The organism is Clostridium collagenovorans DSM 3089 (genome assembly GCF_900130005.1).
GTDB lineage: Bacteria > Bacillota > Clostridia > Clostridiales > Clostridiaceae > Clostridium_D > Clostridium_D collagenovorans.
The window spans coordinates 72129-96514 of record NZ_FQXP01000008.1 but is presented as its reverse complement, the minus strand read 5'-3'; the positions used below and the strand labels follow the sequence as shown (position 1 = coordinate 96514).

Annotated in this window: 22 protein-coding genes; all 22 read right to left on the bottom strand. The window is 26.9% G+C overall.

Annotation, left to right across the window (positions count from 1 at the left end):
- Positions 1-159: 159 nt before the first annotated feature.
- Positions 160-711 (bottom strand): TasA family protein, encoded by a 552-nt coding sequence (locus BUA48_RS10895; protein ID WP_072832093.1) that lies wholly within the window; start codon positions 709-711, stop codon positions 160-162.
- Between the two features lie 81 nt (positions 712-792).
- The gene (locus tag BUA48_RS10890) at positions 793-3768 is read right to left on the bottom strand and encodes a vWA domain-containing protein (protein ID WP_072832092.1); all 2976 of its coding nucleotides are present in this window, start codon (positions 3766-3768) and stop codon (positions 793-795) included.
- 636 nt (positions 3769-4404) lie between these two features.
- Entirely contained in the window at positions 4405-5418 is a 1014-nt protein-coding gene (locus tag BUA48_RS10885; RefSeq protein WP_072832091.1) for a permease, read from the bottom strand.
- Positions 5419-5734: 316 nt separating this feature from the next.
- Positions 5735-5965 (bottom strand): thioredoxin family protein, encoded by a 231-nt coding sequence (locus BUA48_RS10880; protein WP_072832090.1) that lies wholly within the window; start codon positions 5963-5965, stop codon positions 5735-5737.
- A 12-nt stretch (positions 5966-5977) separates the two neighbouring features.
- Entirely contained in the window at positions 5978-7201 is a 1224-nt protein-coding gene (locus BUA48_RS10875) for a metalloregulator ArsR/SmtB family transcription factor (protein ID WP_341465248.1), read from the bottom strand.
- A gap of 437 nt (positions 7202-7638) precedes the next feature.
- Positions 7639-8730, bottom strand: coding sequence for a uroporphyrinogen decarboxylase family protein (locus BUA48_RS10865; protein ID WP_072832089.1), 1092 nt, complete (start codon positions 8728-8730; stop codon positions 7639-7641).
- 407 nt (positions 8731-9137) lie between these two features.
- Positions 9138-10322 carry an ABC transporter permease gene (locus tag BUA48_RS10860; protein WP_072832088.1) on the bottom strand — a complete coding sequence of 395 codons (1185 nt, stop codon included), beginning with the start codon at positions 10320-10322 and terminating at the stop codon, positions 9138-9140.
- Complete coding sequence (locus BUA48_RS10855; RefSeq protein ID WP_072832087.1) at positions 10310-11005, bottom strand: ABC transporter ATP-binding protein; 696 nt, start codon at positions 11003-11005, stop codon at positions 10310-10312. The genes BUA48_RS10860 and BUA48_RS10855 overlap by 13 nt, the downstream gene beginning before the upstream one ends.
- Positions 10998-12116 (bottom strand): efflux RND transporter periplasmic adaptor subunit, encoded by a 1119-nt coding sequence (locus BUA48_RS10850; protein WP_072832086.1) that lies wholly within the window; start codon positions 12114-12116, stop codon positions 10998-11000. The genes BUA48_RS10855 and BUA48_RS10850 overlap by 8 nt, the downstream gene beginning before the upstream one ends.
- Positions 12117-12164: 48 nt before the next feature.
- Positions 12165-12587 carry a hypothetical protein gene (locus BUA48_RS10845; RefSeq protein ID WP_072832085.1) on the bottom strand — a complete coding sequence of 141 codons (423 nt, stop codon included), beginning with the start codon at positions 12585-12587 and terminating at the stop codon, positions 12165-12167.
- 438 nt (positions 12588-13025) lie between these two features.
- Positions 13026-13991, bottom strand: a complete 966-nt coding sequence (gene uvsE / locus BUA48_RS10840; RefSeq protein WP_072832084.1) for a UV DNA damage repair endonuclease UvsE — start codon at positions 13989-13991, stop codon at positions 13026-13028.
- Positions 13992-14103: 112 nt separating this feature from the next.
- On the bottom strand, positions 14104-14307 hold the full coding sequence (locus tag BUA48_RS15615) for a hypothetical protein (RefSeq protein WP_072832083.1): 204 nt from the start codon (positions 14305-14307) through the stop codon (positions 14104-14106).
- 127 nt (positions 14308-14434) lie between these two features.
- Positions 14435-15604 carry a S41 family peptidase gene (locus tag BUA48_RS10830; RefSeq protein ID WP_072832082.1) on the bottom strand — a complete coding sequence of 390 codons (1170 nt, stop codon included), beginning with the start codon at positions 15602-15604 and terminating at the stop codon, positions 14435-14437.
- A 5-nt stretch (positions 15605-15609) separates the two neighbouring features.
- On the bottom strand, positions 15610-16863 hold the full coding sequence (locus tag BUA48_RS10825; RefSeq protein WP_072832081.1) for a radical SAM protein: 1254 nt from the start codon (positions 16861-16863) through the stop codon (positions 15610-15612).
- Positions 16864-16876: 13 nt separating this feature from the next.
- A complete protein-coding gene (locus tag BUA48_RS10820; RefSeq protein ID WP_072832080.1) occupies positions 16877-18403 on the bottom strand; it encodes a radical SAM protein in 1527 nt (508 codons plus the stop codon).
- Positions 18404-18583: 180 nt separating this feature from the next.
- Entirely contained in the window at positions 18584-18721 is a 138-nt protein-coding gene (locus tag BUA48_RS15610; protein WP_178138975.1) for a hypothetical protein, read from the bottom strand.
- A 32-nt stretch (positions 18722-18753) separates the two neighbouring features.
- Complete coding sequence (locus BUA48_RS15950; RefSeq protein ID WP_278336843.1) at positions 18754-18888, bottom strand: hypothetical protein; 135 nt, start codon at positions 18886-18888, stop codon at positions 18754-18756.
- Between the two features lie 78 nt (positions 18889-18966).
- The gene (locus tag BUA48_RS10815; protein WP_072832079.1) at positions 18967-19596 is read right to left on the bottom strand and encodes an ABC-2 transporter permease; all 630 of its coding nucleotides are present in this window, start codon (positions 19594-19596) and stop codon (positions 18967-18969) included.
- Positions 19577-20455 (bottom strand): ABC transporter ATP-binding protein, encoded by an 879-nt coding sequence (locus BUA48_RS10810; protein ID WP_072832078.1) that lies wholly within the window; start codon positions 20453-20455, stop codon positions 19577-19579. Before BUA48_RS10810 ends, BUA48_RS10815 begins: the two co-directional genes overlap by 20 nt.
- 236 nt (positions 20456-20691) lie before the next feature.
- On the bottom strand, positions 20692-22017 hold the full coding sequence (locus BUA48_RS10805) for a sensor histidine kinase (RefSeq protein WP_072832077.1): 1326 nt from the start codon (positions 22015-22017) through the stop codon (positions 20692-20694).
- A complete protein-coding gene (locus BUA48_RS10800; protein ID WP_072832076.1) occupies positions 22014-22730 on the bottom strand; it encodes a LytR/AlgR family response regulator transcription factor in 717 nt (238 codons plus the stop codon). Before BUA48_RS10800 ends, BUA48_RS10805 begins: the two co-directional genes overlap by 4 nt.
- A 238-nt stretch (positions 22731-22968) precedes the next feature.
- Positions 22969-24291, bottom strand: coding sequence for an alpha-glucosidase/alpha-galactosidase (gene melA / locus BUA48_RS10795; protein WP_072832075.1), 1323 nt, complete (start codon positions 24289-24291; stop codon positions 22969-22971).
- Between the last annotated feature and the right edge of the window lie 95 nt (positions 24292-24386).

Below are 24386 nucleotides of genomic sequence, written 5' to 3'. Positions count from 1 at the left end.
ATGCACAGTAATACAAAATTTTTAATTATAAGGTTTAACTAGAAGCTATATATTGAAAATTTCATATCCCATCATATATTATCAAGCGAAAATTCACTTAACATACCTTAATATTTCTTCTTAATATAATAGCTTCTAGTTTTTTATACTTTCTTTAAATTACTTTGATGCAAGTTCTGCAGCTGCTGCAGCAAAGGCCGCATCTACATTATCAAATCCATTAGCTTGTACAGCTTCTGCGTTTACAACTACATTTAAATTAGTACCAGTTGCTGCCTCTTTAACAGTATCTAACATCTTAACTTGTTTAAATAATTTACTTGTTGAAGCAGTTGCAGCTACAGAAGTTTTATAATAATAATATCCATCTCCCCCATCTTTCCATCCTTTATCTGCAGTATCTCCTACATCTAGCCCTAGTAATTCAAATACAGCTTTGTCATAATCAACTTTAACTCTTACATAACAAGCATTCTTACCTGTATTTTTAACACTTGGATCCTTATCTACTGCTACCTTTGGTGCAATTTCATGTGATGTTCCTGGTGTACCCCATGCTGGTTCTTCAACAGTAATATTAACATCTCCAACTGTAAATGTATTAGTAACTGATTTCTTATCAGTTAAATATGCAAATGTCGCCCCTACACTTATTGCTGCCACCATTGTTAATGCTAACGCCTTTGAAACTAATCCTCTCTTATTTTTCATAACTTTCCCTCCAAAATTTTATTATATTTTTAATAAACATTAATAACTAAGTTTTATATAAACTTAATATTCTTAACTTTCTTACTTAATTACAAATGTATTTTTTACTACATCTGTATGAGAAAAATACTTCTCGTTCATTTTTTTATTTGTAAATGTTCCTCCACCATTATTATTATTTAAGTTAGTTGAAGAATTGTTTTTATCTTCATAACCAACATAAAATATTAATGAATTTCCATTTACTTCACCTTTACATGGTTTTGTAACATCAATAGAACTACTTTCAAATTTGTAACGTAAAGTATCCATTTCACTTAATCGGTATTTACCCTTTTGTAGTCCTTGAAAAGTTATAGATTTACTAGCATATTCTTCAAAGTAAATATTGTCTTCTTGAGCAAATCTAACTACATCATAACTAGTATCAATTACTTGATCATGTTCATCCAATTTTTCTAATTTGAAGGTGAAAATCGGATCCCCATGTGGAAACCATATGTCACTACTTTTTATTTTCTTTGTTGCTGTAACTTCTCCTTGTACAACATTTACTGTATAAATACCTGATTTATTAACAGTATTTACTGAAATACCTCCACCATTTTGACTAGATACTCTACCATCAGATTTAGGTTTAAACTTTACACTTAATATATATTGTCCACTATCTTTTGGTTTAATATTTTCTAAATCCGTTATATTCCCAATCCATGAGTTATTGCCTACTTTACTCCAACTATAGCTAATGTCCCCTGTGGGTTCCATACCCAAGAAACACTCAGGTACTTTTAGATTTACCATACTTTCCTCTACATCATTTATAGGAATATTTTCACCATAAAATATAGTTATTTCTTTATTTATAATTTCTAAGTTTACTGGAACATTAACCTTAGGAATATCAAAACTAGCCAACTCCCTATCAGTAAAATATATACCTGATATAGGAGCTATATTCGTTGGAATATCATTACCACCAATAAATCCCTTCTTAGCTTGTACCTTGATTTCACTTATCCAAGGTGCTACATTTATATCACTAATGGCCTTATATGGTATAAATTGATTTATCCACTCTATACACCAATTACCTTTAGAATCTTTAGTAGCTTTTATATTTGCTTTATCCTTAATTGAATTTAAAAACTCAGTTGTAGGCTCAAATCTTGGATCTAAATAATCTCTAATAGTGGCATTTTTAATTCCACTTAACCCATAGTTTGTAACTCCATTGTTTTTAACTTCTAAAGCTTGTAAGCTAGTCCATGCACTTAAGGTTATAGTGTATGTGCGGTCTAAGTTATTAGTTGGATTGACCTTTATAGACCTTTTACTTTGATGAAGATCTTTAGCTAAATTCACTATATTTACCTTTGGCAATGGGAAACTACCTATATTTACTTCAGTACTATCATAAACTGCAGATATTCCTGAAATATTAGTAGGTAAATTATCTCCATAAACACTAGAATCCTTAGGTTTAATTCCTATACTTCCTTTAAAACCATCTGTTCCAGGCTTTATATCCTTTGTCCAAATAACTACTTCATAGGTAATTCCATCTATTACCTCCGTAGTTACCCTTGCACCCTGACTCAAAAGTAACTTCTTACTTGCCTCCGTAATTACAAACTTTGGATCAATATAATCCTTTATCTTACACTCCGTCAAAGCTAATCCTGTCTCCTCAGTTATCTGGGTAAATACTTCATTTAAAGTATGTGATCCCATACAGTTAAAAAAGTATTTTTTAGGAGGAGTAGCGGAATTATCCTCTGGCGTTGCAACATTTTTCATAAATTCTTGGGCTCGTAAGGTTTCTATTTCGTTATTATTGAAAATTCCTAAAGAATAAATATATGAATTAATTTCTGTATTTTTCAAAGTAGTACTATATTTTAAAGCCTCCTGTATAATAGCTCCTGAAGTTGAACCATTTCTACTAGGGGTACCATCAGTAATCAATATAACTATTCTTTTCCTATCTTTATTAAGAGGTAACTTTTTCATTGAATCTAAGGCTTCTTTAAGAGCCAAATCCGTACTAGTAGATGCTTCTGGTTTTAATGCATTTACAGAATTTTTAATCCTATTCACATTATCAGGTATATTCAACGAAAGAAAGCTTCCCGTATTATTAGTTACCTTAGAATTAAAGGAAATTAAATCAATTGTAGAGTTACTACTTTTAGTTGCAACCTCACCTATAAAATCTGTAGCCTCTTTTTTTAGAATATCTATTTTCTTTTGACTTTCTTCCATTAGCTCGTAGAACTCATATTTATTATCTTTTCCCGTTGCTCCTTTTTTAGGTATAATATTTTGATGAATTTCACCATTATAGTCATAATAATACCAATCATACTCCTTAGTATATGAGTTATACTGTGCATTAATTTTTTGAACAAAATCACCTATTTCAATGCAATATCTTATCCATGGAACATATTTTTCTGACCCATTACCATCCATTACTTTCTCATAGAATTCATAATTTTTAACTGGGTATTCCCCATATCCAGGTATATTATAGTTTTCATCCTGCCCTATTCCACCTGTAGCATACTTAACTGCAATACCGTTTGATGTCATCCACAAGTTTCCATTCCACCAATAGCTTATAGCCTCATAATTAGGACTAGTAGGATCTGAGCTAGTATTTATATAATATTGTTTACTTTCATCTGGAACTCTTTCTCCTACAGTACTATTATCAGTTTCCTTTATACCTGTCATTAGTTCATCCATACTACCAGAAGTATCTAATATCAATGCTATATCACATGGTATTTGTTTAGTAACCAGATTTGATGTTGTTTTTGCTGTTAAATCTAGTACATACTCTGGATTCTGAACATCAAAATTATCAGCATTTCTTACATCTTTAGTAATTTCCAATCCTTCAATAGGATTTATACTTGGGTATATTTTGCTATTATAAGGTTCCGGCGAGTTTGCATTACTATTGTCTAAAGCATATACATTGGAAAAAACCCCCGTAACTGTAACAACAGCAGCTAGAACTAAGGATAAAAATCTTTTATCCTTCTTCATACTCTATCAACTCCTAATTATAAATTCTCTATAGTAACTCTTCAAAAACTCAACTATTTCTAAGATTCATTAAAGACACTAATTAAACTTAAGTTTCATAAATGTATTTATCAACCTTCAATCCATATTATTATAATTAAGTTAATAAATGGTTTATGAATCCAAAATAGCTCCTAAGTTAATGATGTTTTGTTTAGCAATATGAAAATTGAATTTTACTTTAGATTGTTTTTTAATTCCTTTGTTATTTATAATTTGCTTTAAGATTCTAATTTTTATTTATCGTAATGTAGTAAGCACAATTAATATCTTAAAGTATTCACCCAATAAATTCCATTACAATAAAAGAGTATCTTTTGTACTACTAAATCACTAACTATGAATAATTCATTCGTTGTAAATATGTACTATTTAATATTAACTTTTTATACTACTTAAGCATTATGGCTCTCTTATGCTAAAGCATCGGATCATTTAATATTTTATACTATAGTACTTCTTTTTTCTAAAACTCACTTAATTCACTACAAAAAATAAAAAAATCAACTTATCAAGGCTACTAAACCTTGATAAGTTGATTTTTATACTACACATACACATATATATTAAGTTTATAATTACTCATTAATATATTTGTTACAGTATTAAATATCCAAAGAAGTTAAATATATATCCAATTAAAATTATTCCTACTGTTACTATTGTAACAAAGGTAATTAACAGTCTAGGCTTTACAGCCTTTCTTAACATTATAATAGAAGGTAATGATAATGCTGTAACACTCATCATAAAAGAAAGAACTGTACCTAATCCTACGCCCTTAAAGAATAAAGCTTCTGCTACTGGAAGTGTGCCAAATATATCTGCATACATTGGTATACCAACTATTGTTGCTAATAGTACTGAAAATGGATTATCGCTTCCTAAAATATTTTGTATAATATTTGTAGGTATCCAATTGTGAATAATTGCACCTATTCCAACACCTATTAATACATATAGCCATACCTTTTTTAACGTAAATAAACTTTGTTCCTTAGCAAAGTTAGCTCTATCTTTCTTGCTTAATTCTGGTGTTTCAATATCTACAGCTTTACCGTCCTTAATATATTGCTCTACATAGTTCTCCATTCCAAGCTTATCAATTATAAGACCACCAATTACAGCTAGTATAATTCCTACTATTACATATAGTAAGGCTATTTTCATTCCAAAAATACTACTTAATAATAAGAAAGCCGCTATATCAACTAAAGGTGACGATATTAAAAATGAAAATGAAACTCCAATAGGAAGACCAGCATTAGTAAATCCTATAAACAAAGGTATAGACGAACATGAGCAAAATGGTGTTACAGTCCCTAATAATGCTCCTACTATATTAGCTCTTACTCCTTTAGATCTCCCAATTATTTTTTTAGTTCTCTCTGGCGGAAAATAACTCTGAACATAAGATACTAAAAATATAAGCACAGACAATAATATTATTATTTTCATGCTATCATAAATAAAAAACTGTATACTTCCTCCTACTCTTTCATTAATATTTATTCCAAGTTGTGACAATCCCTTTCCTATTAAATTATTTAACCATCTCATTCCTAGCACTTGATTCTGAATAAATTCCCAGATAGAAATTAAAATCTGCATTTCTATTGTCTCCTTTCATACATCTTACTTACTACTTGTTGCCTCTTTTTTTACTTTAATATCTTCTTATAAATCTCTTCTAATTTTATTGTATCCTCTTTCAAGTAAGATTTTTCATAACTATATAGAATATTATCTATATACTTTGCTTTTAAAAAGAGTAAGAATATTAGTATTTCCTTACCCTTTTTATTTTAAATTTTAAAACTTATTATCTCTACTTATATCTCTAAGAATATAATAATACAACTTTAGCTATCCTTAGAGCTTCTATTTTTATCTCTTCTATATTACTTTCATTTCTTACATTTTATTTTTATACTAATAACTTCTTGATTTTATCTACTGATAGCACCTGTCCTAAAGATTTTACTTTCCCATCCACCATTAAACTAGGAGTGCTCATAACTCCTAAAGCTATAATATCCATTAGACTTTCTACCTTTATTATCTTTGCTTCTATATTTAATTCTTTAGTAGCCTGAACTGTATTATCATATAATTTATCACATTTTTCACAGCCTTCGCCTATAACCTTAATTTCCATAGACTCTCCTCCTTAATTCTTTAATTCCATTTCTTCTCCTATTATCTCATTCCAATTATTAATAATAGGTCTTATAATTGCAGGACCTATTTTAGATATAAACACCATTTGAGAAGCTTCTTTCTCATCGCAACTCTTGTAATCTATTCTTTTACCAACTACATCAATTTGATTCCAGCCATCCTCTAACTTAAAAAAACCCTTGATTCTATAACTTTTATCCTTTACTGTGTTTAAAAATTCTTCCATCTTCTCTTTCTTAACAGTGCCATTAAAGTTCATTGTTAGAGTCTTTGGTTTTGTATCTGCACTATTAGTAGTTTCTTCCCCTTCCACCCAATGATTTTCTAATAAATTCTTATTTAAAAAATCCATTTCAAAATTTCCAAAAGCACCTGTAACTACATCACAAACTGGATTTATTTTTCTAAGTTCTTCAATTACTTTTGATAATTCACTTTCACTTACCAAATCAACCTTATTTATTATTGCCATATGACAATGTTTTAATTGACGATTAACAGTTTCTAAATCCTCTAACTGATCTAAAAAGTTAACTGCATCAATTAAGCATATGGCACCCTTAAAGTTATACTTATCTCCACATAAAGACTTAGCCCCTTCTAATATCTCTTCTACATTAGAAGGGTCAGCAAGTCCTGAACTTTCCACAAATAGATATTTTAAATTTTGATTAGACATCTCAACTAATGCTTGAACAAAGGATAATTTTAAGCAAGAGCAAAATATTGATCCTCTATTTATTTCAGTCATCTCTAAATTATCTTTTTTAAGAATCATTCCATCAATACTTAACTTTCCAAATTCATTTTGAATAATTCCAATCCTTTCATCCTTAAGTAAATCTAAAAGCTTTAATAATATTGTAGTTTTACCTGATCCTAAAAAACCTGTTAATACATATAAATCGATCTTTTCTCCTTGCATAAATCCTTCCTCCTCTATTTTATTTTCTAAGAATTCAGTAATCTCATTTAATTTTTCTAAATTAACCTTATAATGCATCCAAAATCCAACCTTATTACTTAATACTAATCCACTATCAACTAATATCTTCATATGATAAGAAAGAGTTGGTTGAGTTATATTGAAACTCTCTAAAATCTTACATGCACATAATTCCTCTGTTTCACTAAGCATTTTAATTATTTTCAATCTCGTTTCATCTGATAAGGCTTTAAAAACCTTAGCATATTCCTTAAAATTATATTTCATGTCATCATCTCACTTTTCAAATTTATGATAAGACTTATTTATTCTAATCTCTACAACATATATAGATAATCTTCTATATACTTCTTATACCTTTAACATAGATATTTCTCTATATACCCATAGTATATTCCTAATATAGATAATTGTCTATATACTTTTTTTAAAACATACTCCTAAATACATACCCTTAATTATCTATCTATCTATCTATCTATCTATTTATTTATTTATTTATTTATTTATTTATTTATTTATTATAGTTTAAGCTTCTTTATAGCATAACTTCATACCATTACATTAAAATATACTCATTAATATAAACATATATTTAATACCTTTTCCTGAAAAGTATATTTTGAAACTATAAAGGAATCTATAAGAGATTTTTATTATACCTCTCATAGATTCCTTTATAACTTTATTATTTAATATAATTTTTATTTAACTAGGGCCTCTAAATTTAAAAGTTTTCTTATTTTATCTTCATTTACTGGATATCCAACTTCTCTAACTGTATTCATCATAGCATCTATATTTTCAAGAGGAGTTTTTATTGGTAAACTACATCCTGACATAACTGTGTAGCCCATTGGAGAATTATATGCATCTAAAATATCTTCTAAAGTTTTTTGTCTTACCTCCTCTGGAGTTCCACCATACATTACTCCACCTGGATCTATGTGCCCTAATATACGTGCTCTGTCTCCTATAGTATTACAACATTCCTTTAAGTTAGCAACATTATCTATACTAAATCCGTTTATACCCATGTTAACAACATCTTCCCATATGTTTTTAGTCTGTCCACATATATGTATAACAACACCTTTTCCTCTACTTTTAATAAAATCAACTAATCTTTTTAAATAAGGAAGTGAAAATTCTCTAAAATCTTTAGGACTAACAACAGTACATGAAGACATTGGTTCTGATATTGTAGGGGTAAGTCCTATGTTTATTGCAGCTTCAGCATATCTCATGCAAGTTTCTAGAGATATTTCACATAATTTATGTATAACTTCTGGGTTTTTACGAATTAGCTTAAGTGCATTATCAACCCCAATAAGGAAAAATGCATTTGTAAATGGTCCAACTACTCCCGCTGAACATCCAACTTCTTTTCCAACACCCTCTATTAAATATTTCATTGCTTCTAAATGCACTGGTAATCTTCCATCTCTATATGGATCAGCTGGTTGTATCTTACTAATTTCACTTATATCTGAAATAGCTGGTTTCGCCAAATCAACGGTATTATTTTCAGGACATATTACCTGTGCTCCCATGGCTTCTGCCCATGTAAATAAATCCGTAAATATTCTAATACCATCATAACCAAATCGTCTATAAGCAGCAATTTGAGCATCTGCTAAAGTTTTAGCATTACTGTTAAACTCTGAAATCTTACATCCATGTATAAGTGCAACTCCATTAGCTAAGTTAGGATTGCATGGAAGCCTATCCACTTCTCTTCCTTCTGCTAATGCCTTTCCTCTTTCAAGTGGTGTCATAGCATCTTTTAAAATCATAATTATTTTTTAGTGAGTTGTTAAGTTATAAATATAAATCTACTCACTAAATCCTCCCCTCTTAATTATTTACTTTTATTCTTCTAATAACTTATTTTATAATTTTATTACTCTCAATTTCATGTAATTTAACCTTTAAAATAAGGCTTATATATTTTTAAAGACGATCTTTAATATAAAAACTTAAAATTTATTTTTTATCCACAGGATAAGTATGTATATATGTACTTATGTACAACTTTGCTTAAAACTCATATATCAAGCTTAACTGTTATTACAAAAGGTTTGTCGCACTAAAAGCCATTACCATAATATAGCTTACTTATATCTAACTATAGTAGAATAATATTTTATTTATAGCTATTAATGCGACATCCATTTTCAGTTTTTATAATTTTCTTATAATACTATCTATAAATTGCCTTTATAGGGTCAAGCTTAGATGCATTATATGCAGGAATCATACCAAAAACAACCCCTACTATAATTGATGTAAGAGTAGCACCTACGAAGCTTCCAACAGTCATTACTGGCTCAAAAGGTAAAAATACTCCAGCTAATTTTGCAAATAAATAACCCATTAATATTCCTATTAATCCACCTATACCTGTAACTATAGCTGACTCTAAAAGAAATTGTAATAATATACTATTTTGTTTAGCTCCTATCGCCCTTCTTATACCAATCTCCCTTTTTCTCTCTGAAACTGATACATACATTATATTCATAACACCAATTCCACCTACAAGTAGAGAAATTCCTGATACAAAAGCTATAAATGCAGTAACTCCACCTATTAACTCTTCAAAAACCTTAGTAACTTGTTGAGGATCCTCCACAGTATACTTTCCTTTTAAGTCACTATGATTTTCTTTAAGTTTAGTTTTCATCTCTTCAATTATCTTGTCTTTATCAGCATCAGGCTTTATAGTAACATCTATTCCATATATAGGTTCATTATTTTTCACCTCTGCAAAATCATCCTTAAACACATAACTAGAATCAAAGGCCGCAAACATATCCTTTGCTTCATTTAAGATTCCAACTACCTCATATTGACTACCACCAATATCTATAGCCTTTCCTATACCTTCCTCTGGAACATCAAATAATTGTTTAGCTGCATCAAAGTTTAATACAACTACATTTCGTCCCTTCTCACTATTTTTGAACCCACGTCCATGTAGTATATTAAGCTTACTATCCTTGTAGGTATCTAAAAACACTACAGCTTTTTTATCAAAATATTTAAGTTCCATAGTTGTTAAATTAATTCCAGCTAAATTTTGTTTAACTCTTTCAGCCTTTTCAACACCTTTAATTTTTCCAAGGTCTCTTATATCATTTTCATTTAAAAATTCTACTAATGATATATCTACATTCATGTTTTCAGGTTCATAGCTCATACATACTTTATTTGCATTAACGTCTTCTGAAGAACTTGTAACTTTTTCTTTAAGACCATTACCTATAGATAAAATCGTTACTACTGAGCTTATTCCAATTATTATACCTATCATAGTAAGCATAACTCTAAGTTTATGAGATTTTAAATTATGAATAGAGGTTTTAATTAAATTTATAAAGGACATTTTTCATCCACCTTTGTAATTACACCATCTTTTATATAAATTACCTTATTAGCATATCTAACTAAATCCGCATCATGAGTAACCATTACTATGGTTTTATTCTCCTCATTCATCCTCTTTAATATATTCATAATTTCTTCACCAGTTTCACTATCCAAAGCTCCTGTTGGTTCATCAGCAAAAATAACATATGGATTATTTATTAATGCTCTTGCAATAGCTATTCTCTGCTGCTGACCACCAGATAATTCAGTAGGCTTTACATTCTTTTTATTAAGTAATCCTACTAAATCTAAGTACTTATCTACCCTCTCTCTTCGTTCTGCTACTGGAATATTTCCTGCATAAAGTAAGGGTAATTCTACATTTCCTCCTATACTTAAACTTTCAATTAAATGAAACTGTTGAAATATAAATCCCATATATTTATTTCTAAGCTCAGATTTCTTATCTTCATACAAATTAATTAAATCTTCTCCATTAAAGTTATAAATTCCACCATCAAAGCTATCTAATAAACCCAATATGTTTAGCAAGGTTGTTTTTCCACTACCTGACTTACCCATAATCATTAAAAAATCACCTTGATTTATAGTTAAATTTATAGACTTCAAAGCATGAAGTTTTTCATCTCTTAGTTTATAAAACTTTTCTATATTCTTTAATTCTATAAGCTTACTCACAACTATCCCCTTCCTTCATATTTTCAGATGGATTTGTGACAACTTTATCTTCTTCATCTACTCCCTTAGTTACCTTAAACTCATCATTAGCTACATTTTCACCTTCTACTTCTACCTTAGATAATTTATTATTAATAGATTTAAATACATACTTCTTATCATTCTCCTCTATAATAGCTTTCTTAGGTATTTTAATTTCTTCATTAGATAACTTAGCTATTGCTTGAACATGAAATCCATTAATTATATTTTCTTGAGAATCAAGGGATATCTTAACTTCATAACTAGATATTTCACTTCCTCCAGCCTTCATAGCCGCTGCAGCATCCATGCTCTCTGTAGGTCTATTATCTATAAAGGTTACTTTTCCCTTTAGCTTTGCATTATTAGATAATACATTTACATCTACTGCTTGATCAAGCTTTAACTTTAAAAGCTCTTTTTCATTAACTACACCTTTGACATAAAACTTACTATCCTCAATAATCATATAAGGATCTGTTGGATTTTTACTTTCATCCTTTATAATTACTTTACCATCAATAGGAGATTTTACATTATAATATTCCTTTTCTTTTAAGGCTTTTAATTGGTCATCAAAAGAATTTATTTGTATATCTATTGTAGCAATTTGTTCATCTATAGCAGCTATCTGAGACTCTATACCGCCTCCACTTAATCCCGCTAATAATGTTTGATTAGTTGCATCATCTTGCACATTAGCCACTTGCTGCTTTGTTTTATCCTTCTTACTTATAAGTCCATTCTTTTGTTTTATACTTGTAGTTTTTTGATTATTAACTTGAGCAATTTGCTCTGTTACTTGTTCATTTTTATAAATGAAGAGAATATCATCCTTTTTTACCTCTTGTCCATTTTCAACCTTAACCTCATTAACTTTTCCCTTCATTGAATCAAGGTATATTGCTTCACTATTTTCCGGAATAATCTTACCATTTATAAAAACCTTCTCACTAGATTTTATATCTAATATCTCTACTTTAGCTCTGGCTCCCTGTGATGAAGAAGTATTTTTAATATATAAAGCACTTCCTATTAAAATTAAGCTACTTGCTATTATAATAGAGCCAACTATTATATTTTTTTTCAATTGAAATACCTCCACTGTAATCAATTATCTGCTGACAATTAATTAATCTTAAGCTTCTACCTTAGTACCTAGTCCATAAAGTTCTTTCTTTTTGCTAATAAAGATCAACATTAAACCAGGAAATATTAATGAACTTATAAAACCTGATAAACTAAATCCACTTAAAATTATGTTACAAATTATACTTACTAAAGTACATGCATAATACATAATTACCCCTAGTTTCACTTTACGTAAAATTAATATTAAGCTAGCAAGAATAACTACTGAAAGTAAAAGTGATATAGCCATCTCTCCAATACTTATTTGAAAACTATCTGCCATATTCATTTTAGATAACTCGTCCATAATTTTATCCTTACTAAAAATCAGAAAAATTTCTCCTAATATCCCTAATACATAAAGGACCATTTGAATAATGGCAACAGTCATTATTCCTCCACCAACCTTAAGATCTTTATTATCCTCCATAATAATCCTCCTAATAATTTTAAATTTTTGATTACCTATACCATTTCTTACGTTTTTAATTTAAAATAATTATTTTCACATCATACTTATGAAATAATATTGAGATATGCCAAATGATATTATTTTAATTATCTGCTGTTAATTACTACTTTTAAATTTTTAGGCTTACAATTTATAGTTATTATTTTGCTTTTCAATTAGTTATCTTTGTCGAACTCCTCCTTATTGAATAATTTTACTTATAAGTAATTATATATCTTATTACCTATATATATCAATACATTTTGAATATCATACTATTTGAATATAGTAGTATTTGAAATTCAAATAAAAAATGCTGATACATTAAAAAGTAACCCCATATAATATGGTCCCTTTCTTCTAATGCAACAGCAACTTTAAATGACTATATTTAGTTTTATTTAATGTAATATATTTTTAATCAACTATAAAACTACTTTCATCAATCCACTTATATTTATTTTGAAGTTCTTTAAGCTCATTTGATAATTTATATAATGCTATATCCTTCTCCTTACATTCAAGCATTACATCAAAATCCATATTAATTTTCTTAGCTTTCTCAATAAAATTCATAAATTCTACTACCTCTATAAAATCAGCATGTTTTCTATCATAAATTCCATCTCTAGGCGATGAAAAATGAATTTTAGGTGGTAATTTTTCATTATTCCAAGTTAAAAATATTTCTTCTATTAAATCCTCTATATCTTCTCCATTATTATTACAGTTATGATGATGTACATCTAAAACCATAGGTACTTTTAATACCTTACATAAGTCTAAGGTTTCCTTTGCAGTATACATTTTATCATCATTCTCTATAATCAATCTCTTTTTAATATTTTCATTTAGATTGTTAAAGTTACTTATGAATCTTTTTATTCCTTCTTCCTTTCCTCCAGTAGCCCCGCCCACATGAATTACTAATTTTCCCTCTGGATAATTGATATCTTCAAAAAAATTAGCCTGAAAAATCAAGTTTTTCTCTGTGTTTTCTACAACTTGAGGATTGATACTATTAATAACATTAAATTGATCCGGATGAAGGTCAATTCTCATGTTACTTTCCCTTACTAACTTTTCAATATACTCACTATCTTTTTTAAAGATTTCTCTATGTCCCCAGTATCCCACCTCTGGATGAGTTGCTAAGGGAATCAAGGCAGAAGTTACTCTATAAAAATGTATATTGTTTTCTATATTGTATTTAAGAATTTTTATTAAATCTTGAAAGTTAGATAAAGTTACTGCTTTTAACTTCTCAATCCTTTCCTTTTCCGCAGAAATTTTATTATAATTACTAAAGGTAACCGTACTTGAGCTAGTTACCTTTTTTCCTAACTTATTAGAAATAGCTACATATCCAAGTCTAACCTTCATAGCAATACTCCTCTAACCTATAATGTTTATATTAATTATCAGATATTAATCATACTTTCTTTATAATTTCTCCATATCTTAGTCTTAATATTCTACGGAAAACATTATAAATCTATTTAGGTATTTTTTTCTTACTTCTAATTTCAACTATGAATGTAACCATTATAGAAATAATAAAATATAATATTAACTCATAAATATAATTTTTGCTTTGCATAAAAGTAATAAAGTTCTCTTTCATCTTTATTAAATTTATAATAGTATAGCCTAAACACCATATAATACCGATTAATATATACTTAAATATCTTCTTCATAATTTTAACCTCGAAATCATATTTTATTATTTAATTACTTATTTAAAATAAATTCATACTATATTAAAATTAAAAAACTAATTTTTATTTTAGTTTTTTATACTTTTAATGATACTAACATAATACTTTAAGAAATAATATGAATTGCAGCCTCAAGTTGCTTGTCCATTCCTCTTAAGGTATTAACTCCATTATCTATATAAACATCTGGTTCTATACCAATATCTTTTAATATATTTTTATTACTATCTAGATATTTACTTGTGGTCACTTGTAAATATGAATTACCCTTTAGTGGATATACTGTTGCCTGATGCATTAATCCCATAGTTTCTGTTCCTACAAATGTAAATTTGCTATTACCTTTTAGAGCTCTAACAAATATATTTTCAGCTGAACTTCCCGTATTCTGGTTTACTAAAACAATAACTTTCTTTAAGTTATTCAAATATTTCAAAGTTGCTTTTATAGTAATAGGAGTTACTTCATTATCATTTCTATTTAATTTAAAACCTAAATTTTTATCTTCTTCTAACATTAATGAAGTAATATTTATAGCTTTTTCAATACTTCCACCCATATTACCTCTAATATCTATTATTAAATTTTTATTCTTTATTTCACTTAAAATTTCTTCAAATTCCTTATCAACTAAAGTATGATTAAAAGTCATCAATTTTATATATTCCGTATTTTCATTAATACTAATTTTATAACAAGATTTAAATTCCTTATAGTTTTCTTTGCTAGAATTTATATCATTTTTCTTATCAATATTAGCAGTTATTTTTTCCTTAAATATTTTATTGTCTCTTAAATACTCTATCTGTGATTCTTCTTTTAAATAATTCTTCATTATGTCTTCTAATATACATGCATCTCTAATATATTTAGATTTAAATTTATATTTTAAACTTAAATTCTCTTTAATCTTTTTTATCTCTAAATTATTAATACTAATCAACTGATCTCCTCTATTTACAAAAGAGTTTCCATAAAATACATCAACTATATAATATTTATCGTTATATTCCGCTAATAACATACTAACTTTAGATATATTGTTTTTATTTCTAAATCTTGTATGTGGATCATTTAACTCTAGTAACATTCTGTCTATATTTTCATAAATTTCATCTAAGGATTCACACTTATTTGATTTAATTATACACTCATTCACCCTATGATCCCACTCTTCACATACTTCATCCCAGAATACATAATTTTCTTTAATAATTTCTGATATCTTTTTTATATATTCCTCTCTATTTTCAAATATCCACTTTTCAAAAATCATTAAACTTACCTCTCACTAACACATTCGCAATACTTAGTTCTATTTATCTTATTAGTTGCTTCTAGCTCTATAGCCCTACAATCAATACATCCGAATCTATATACACATTGCTTACAGTCTTCTACTTTACTTCTTGATAAACATTGTAAATTTTCATATCTACCATCAGTTACTATATCACATAAGCTTTTTTCAAAAACACATCCTAAGCTTAACCTTCTAGTCATAATACATGGAAGCACATCTCCATTTAAAGTAACTGCAATTTGATTAGCAAAACAATTATTATACTTACTTATTGTTGAATAAACACCTAAGCTTACTCTAAATAATTTAGCTTTTTTATTGTAAAGGTAATCTATATATTTTTTAGCATGATGTATTTTATTATGCGGATACACAAAATCTAATTGTATTTTTTGACCACTTAGTATATTTTTCAATTCATTTAATATATTTTCTATATTATCCTCGTTCTCTTTACATACTAATAACTTTACCTCAAATTCAATATTATTTTTTATTAGTAATTTTAATTTTTCATATATATTTATATCTATATCTTTATTACAAATTTGCTTAAATTCTTTACTATTATTTGAAAAAACTTCAATTATAAACTTTACATTAAACTCACTTAAACTTTCTAAGATATCATTATTTAATAAAATTATATTACTATATATAGTAAACCTCTCTATACCAATTGATTTGGCATATCTCATAAGCTCTATAATTTTTTTATATTCTAATAACGGTTCTCCACCAATAAATACAATCTCACTAGTACCCATAAAAAAAGATTGCTTAATTATATCTTTGTAATCTTCTATACTTAACCTTCTTCCTCTTGATATCCAACGTTTACAACCAGTTTTTCTATATGCATTTTCATCTAAATAATTACAAAATGAACAAGCTAAATTACACTCATTAGTTATTTCTAAAAATAATCTAGAAAACCTTATATTTTTTTTCATTGTACTTTCAAGCTCAGGGTCTTGTCCCAAAATCATTTTTTCAATATATACTTTTTCATCGTAGTATCTACCTATACCCATTTTTTCAAGTTCATCTAAAAACTTTACTTCTTCATCATTTAACTCACTTACTTCTTTGTAATCTTCACATTTTCTAATTATATCTGCCTTAATTTCATCCAATAAAATTATATCTCCACTAGCCAAATTATATATACATGCATTCTTACCATTGCATTCAAAGCTTATATAAGTATTTAATCTGAAATATTTCCCCACTTAAAATCTCTCCTTACCTCATTACTTGATAAAATTCAAATAAACTTTCTTGATCACTATTATCTAAGCCCATCTCAAATACCTTAGGATTTTTTTCTAATAATGTATATATTATTGATAATGTTTTTGGTATGACCATCTTCTTTTCCTTACAAAACTCTTCATTAAATTCAAGATTATTATCATCCTTTATAAAATGAATATAACATGAATCACATAGCCTACTTACATTACAATCACTGCAATTCTCTTCTAAGACACCCATATATTGATTTAATAATTCAGAACATCTATCCCAATCTATTCCTGAATTAATATCGCCAATTTTAAACATCTGATTTATACGTTCACAAATATAATACTCTCCTTTTGGACTAACGGCTATTTTATTAGATGGTATGCATGCATTAGAATGTAACTCTATAATTCCCCTAGGTCTTCTTTTTATAATAGATAATGATGCAAAAAAAGAGTTTAGTATCCTTGACTCTGCACAATCAGTATTGTCCTTATTTGATAATTTTTCTATAAGCTCATTATATGATTTTCCTGCAGTATTTATATCTTCCTTGATTATTCCCTTATTAAAGCTCTCTTTGCAATAGTCATAGTATGTTGTATCTAATTTATTTACTGGACCAAACATCACATTAAATGGATCAAATTTATCATAGTTCTCTTCAAAAAAAGTTATAATTTTATTTAAATCACTGTAATAATCGTAGGTACAATTAAATGTAATAAGTTGATTAATATTTCTTTCTCTTTTATATTCTTGTAGCTTTAAAATGTTATTTAAAACTAAATCAAAGGTACCTTTATCACCAGCAAAAACTCTATTTCTATTATGTTGTTCCTTATGACCATCAACACTGAATGTAACTATAAAGTCATTATTAACTATACATTCAACAACTTCATCAGTCATTATTGTTCCATTAGTAGTTGCATAATACCTTACATCATATCCTTTTGTATTACAATAATCTATTACTTCTTTTATTAAATCAAACTTTAAAAATGGTTCACCACCATAAAAACTTACTATTGCCTTTTTCCTATACCCATACTTTTTCTTTTCATTATATAGATTCATATATTGATCAATAGCTAATTTTGCAGTTTCAAAGTCCATGCTCTCATTTGAATATTCCATAATATTAGGATAATGCTCAGAATAAATACAATACTTGCATCTAATATTGCATTGTTCTGTCAGGACTAAAATTAGTTGTGATATTGGAGTTTTAAATGACTCCTCCTTGCAATCAATATCTCTGTGTGTACTATTGCAAAAAAAACATCCATTATGAACTAAGTTATTTATGTATAAATATACATTCTCACTTTCTATATCATTTATATTAAACTTTTCTTTCAGATCATGAATAAGTTGACTTTTAGATAGTTTTAAAAAATTATTAATTGTAAAAAATATTTCTTCTGTATGCGGTATAATATTTCCACTTACATTATCAAAAATATACTTATTTTTTTCTGTACTAAATAACAATATTTTAGGATTTATATTTATATTCATTAATTATACATCTCCTATTTCAATACTTATTAATAATAACTTTACTTTTATTTCTAATAGTAGTATATTGTAAAATATACATGAGTTTTCATAATTACTTAATTCAAACCCATGTATATTAACAGTTGTATTTTAAAAAGCTTTAGTATAACTTATCCTTATATTAAAGCTCATTTATTTTTAGAATGCTTCTAATGCTGATCCAAACGCACCAACAATAACCCCACCTACAAGTATGCAGCTCATTCCACAGGCAACTAAGCATGCCCATGATAAACCTACTTCATTAATGTTCATTTCATTATTGATTATCTCCATGTGAATCCCCCCTTTTTATTTAAATATAAATCCTAAAGAGCAATTAATGCTAAGGCCATTGCTGTTACACTACCGTAAGATATAAAACATAAGCTTCCACACCCTACAATACATGCAACTGTTCCACCAACCTCTGTATTATTTACTTCTTGATTTAAAATTTCCATTTAAGTACACCCCCCTTCACAATGTATATATTAAAAATTCATTACAAAATTGTTATGAATTTTTATTTTTAAATTTAACTATTCATCCTTCTTGTAATAAAAACGTTTAGACAATTGAAAAGTTATATTATATACAAATATTGATATGATAAACAACATAATATTGAAGTAATCCCAACTTATAATCTTATACATATTTATATTTAATGTTTCAAATATTTTATATCCTATTAAGCATGAAATATAAAACACTATCAAAGTTTGATTAGCTATTTGATAATTAAACCTAAAATATATAAATATAAACATACCTATATAGATAAGCATTATACTAAATATAAGCATTATATAATTAATATCTAAATTAAAATAATTTTTATTTATTAGTTTTAAAAAGTAATTTTCTACAAAAATAAAAGCAAATGAGAAAATAAGTACTCCTGCACCCTCAACATATTTTGAAAGAACAAAATCTGATTTTTTTAGAGGTAATGAATGTATGTATTTATATACTTTATCTCTATCCTCAATAAAACATATCTTTCCTATAACAAAATTAAACATCAATAGAGGAATTAATGTACATGCTAAAATCTTATATCTTTCTCCATCTTGACTTATTAAATAATACCCCAATAATGAAACTAAAGTTGATATATATATATTTTTTTTATTAAATTTAAAGTCTTTAACAATTAACTGAAACATTTTCTCTCCTTTCAGAATTAACTAAAATAGTTAATACCTCATCTAAGGTAATATTTTCTACGTAATATTCACTTAATTCCGATTCTAAATTTTCCAATTCACTTTCTTTATTAACCATAATCACATTATTGAACACATACTTATATTTTTTACAAATATCACTTGGAATACCCATTTTAAATACAACTTTTTTATATTCATTCAAGATTGTGTCTTTTCTTTCTGATAATAATATTTTTCCATTATCCATATAAGTAACTACATCTGCAAGTTTACTTATATCCTCAGTTATATGTGATGAAAATAATATAGAACATCTTTCATTTTTCACAACATCTTTTAAATAATCAATAACTTGATTTCTAATTATAGGATCTAGGCCTGATGTAGGTTCATCTAGTATTAACAATTTAGGATGATGACTAATTGCAATGATAATCAAAAACTTAACTAGATTTCCTTTTGATAACTCCTTAATTTTTTTCTCTAAATCTAATTCAAACTTTTTAGATAAGTTTAAAAACAAATCATCATCCCAACTTTTATAGCAACTCTTTACAAATTTATAAAATTCATAACATTTAATATCTTGGTATAAAAATACGTTTTCTGGAACATATCCTATTTCATGTTTTAATTTAATATTATCTGTATCCATAACCTCATTATCTATAAGAATAGTACCACTATCATAAGATATTAATCCAAGTAATGACTTTATCGTTGTACTCTTACCTGCACCATTCTGTCCTATTAATCCTAAAACTTCTCCTTCCTTTAATGAAAGGTTTATATTTTTCAAAGAAAATTTATCATAATTTTTACATAAATCACTAATTTTTAAGATATGCTTGTCCATTATATATTTCTCCTTATATTAATAAGTAATCTATTATATCCATACTATTTAGTTTACTCATATTAAACTTAATCTGTCCTTCAAGAAAAATATACCATGTAAAAATGTATTTTTATTTTTTATGCTTATTTAGTAATTTTTTGAACTTATTTAGTTCCATCTTTTCGTTAGATTATAATTTAAAATAAAAAACAAACTTTAATATATACTATCTATACATTAAAGTTTGTTTAAAATCATATTTTTACTATTTCTTTCAATGAAAACTGTATTATTAAATTAAACATTTTATTATTTAAATTAATGTTCATTGTCCCATTATTCTTTTTAACTACATTTTTTATACTTTTTAGTCCTATTCCATGTAACTCTTTTTCCTTTTTAGTAGTTTTAAAAATTCCATTTTCATATTCTAAATCTTCATTATAACTATTGGATATTTTAAATATAATCATATCCTTTATAGATTTTATTATTACACTTATCATCTTTTCCTCTGATTTTCTGGTCGCTTCAATAGCATTTTCTAATGAATTCCCAAGTAAAGAACATAACTCTGTATCTTTCAGGAAAAAACCTTCTGGTATATTAACATTTATATTCATGTGGATATTTTCATAATTGGATATTTTACTATAATAATTTAATATTATATCTAATGTCTTATTCCCCGTTTTTAAATTATAGCCTTGTTGTGAAACATTATTATTTAACTCACTCAAATATTCTGCTAATTCAACATACTTTTTTTCTTCTACAAGTTTATTTAAACATAATAAGTTATGTCTAAAATCATGTTGTAACTTCTTCCATTCTTCAAATATCTTTTCGTTTGCAACTAAATTTTCTTCTAGCATCTTATTTTTATTTTTAATCATTTTCATTTCTTCTAGTTCTTTTTCATCTTTGCTGAACTTCAATAAACCTAAATATATGAATAATATAATTACTAGCATTACTGTATAAAAAAGCATAGAAAAGTAAAGAATATTTTTATCATTTTCATAAGTTGATATAATTTTTATAAAAAATAAACTCACGTATATAATAAAACAACTCAAAATTAAACTTATAAGAAAATACTTTTTGCCTCCTGTTTTATCTCTATATTTATATATACCAATCTCTAAAATTATAGTTATAAGAATCATTCTTCCTAATAATATTGCAATACTCCTAAATGTGCCAACCTCACTTAATACTTCTTCAATTAACTTATATGACATTTTACTAAACAAAAAAACAACAATTAAATCACAAATTATTCCTATAGATATATTTGCTCCTATAGTCAAAATAATTTTCACTAAAGAACCTTTATATAATATAATACTAATTAAAATAAACATTAGCATTGATACTATTATATTGGAGGCATCAAAAAGTTTTATTCTATTGCATAATATAATTATAATTGAACATACAAATGAAAGTTCAATCGATATTATAAGTTGCTTTCTATTATCCCATCTTTTTTCAAGCCAATAGCTCATGAATAAAATACCTAATACACTTTCTACGAAAGTAGTAATATATTCAACTCCCCAATATACATTGTTCATATTATTCCACCCCAATATTCTAATAACCTTTGATATACATCCTTATATCTGTACCTACTTAATATTAGGTTTTCTCCATTATCAAGTGTTATATCACTTTTAGAAATAGTAGATATATATGATATATTTACTACAATTCCGCTATGTATTTGTATAAATTGCTCTTTATTTATACTACCCATTATATTTTTAATAGTGTTTTTTTCCTCTACTATATAACCATCTTTAAGATGAAAAATAACTTTTCTCTTAACCAATTCAAAATACATAATATTAGCAATATTAATCTTAATAATTTTTTCTTTGCTTTTACAAAAATAATAATCTTCCTTGTTTTTTTCTAATATATTTATAGCAGAAATTACAGCCTCTTCTAACTCAAGGTCAACAAAGTCCTTCCTTATATACCTATGAGGAGAGTATTTAAAGGACTTAAATACATATGCCTCATGTGCAGTTAAAAAAATGATTAATGAGTTATAATTTTCGTAAATTACTTTTGCTATATCTATACCTGATATATTAGGCATATCAATATCCAACAATACTAGATCATAATTTTCCTTTTCATTTTCAATAACACTTTTCATAAAAGTAGAATCAACATAAGAATCAATAGTAAAATTTACTTTTCTAGAAACTAATACTTTTTCTATTTTTCCATATAAAATATTTAAAAAAACTTTATTATCATCACAAATTGCAATCCTCATATTTTTCTCCCAACTTTTGTATATATTAGTATATTACCATAATTTTTTACTAATATTAAGATATTTTTAATAAACTCTACATATTTTCTATGCTATATATTAAAATATAAAGGTAAGATTTTAAGAGTCACTCTTTTTAATCTTACCTTTGCTTTTATCTATGAAAAAAATATTTAAATTTAATAGCATACTAACTTCTATACAATATCATTTATAGCTCATTATTTATTTCTTAATCTTATAAATAATCTTTCATATAATCACCATGTACATCTATTAATTCATCACACATAGTAACAATATCATCAATTGATAATTCTGCCGAAGTATGAGGATCCAACATAGCAGCTTGATATATATGCTCTCTTTTTTTAGTTACAGCTGCTTCAATAGTCAATAATTGAGTATTAATATTAGACATATTCATAGCTGCAAGTTGAATTGGAAGTTCTCCAACATAACAAGGCTGCACCCCCATAGAGTCTACTAAACATGGCACTTCAACACATGCATCCTTTGATAAGTTATCTATTAATCCATTATTTATTACATTCCCACCAATTTTACATGGAACACCAGTAACTATTGATTCCATAATATATGAAGCATATTCTGTAGAACGCTTATGAGTTATCTTTCCATCCTGTAATATTTTACTTTTTTCATTTTCCCATTCCTTTATTTGCTCTATACAACGTCTTGGATACTCATCTAATGGAATATTAAATTTATCAATTAACTCTGGATATCTACTTTTTATAAATAAAGAGTTATATTCTGCATTATGCTCACTTGACTCAGTACAATAATACCCCAAATGTTTTATATACTCATAACGTACCATATCATCATGCTTTTCCTTTAAATTTTTCTCAATGGCTCTTTTCCTAATTTCAGGATATAAATCATTTCCTTCCTTATCATGTATATCAAGAAGCCATGCCATATGATTTATTCCCGCAATAAGCTCTTTCCTACCTTCTAATTTATCTTCCATTCCTAATGCTTTTAAAATTTCCCTTGAACACCCTTGTACACTATGGCATAATCCCACTGTTTTTACTTTTGTATATCTTTGCATATATCCCGTTATTATAGACATAGGATTTGTGTAATTTAATAGCCATGCCTCTGGACAAACTTCCTCAATATCTTTAGCAAATTCTTTCATTACTGGAATAGTTCGCAACCCCCTCATAATTCCACCTATCCCCATAGTGTCAGCAATAGTTTGTCTAAGTCCATATTTTTTAGGAATCTCAAAATCTATAATTGTGCATGGATCATAAAAGCCTACTTGAATTGCATTTACTATAAAGTTTGCTCCCTTCAATGCTTCCTTACGACTTTCTACTCCTAGGTATGTTTTAATTGTTGCTTTATTTTGATTAACATTATTGTTTATTGCTTTTAAAATTATCTCTGATTCTTCTAATCTCTTTTTATCAATGTCATACAAAGCAATTTCACAATTACATAAAGAAGGTGTACACATACAATCTCCTAAAACGTTTCTTGCAAATATAGTACTACCCGCTCCCATAAATGTAATTTTAATCATAAATTTACCCCCTTAATAAGAAAATTTAACTTTTATAAACTTATTATATCTATAATAAATTTTTATTCTATTTTCTTTTGTTTCAACTTATTGTC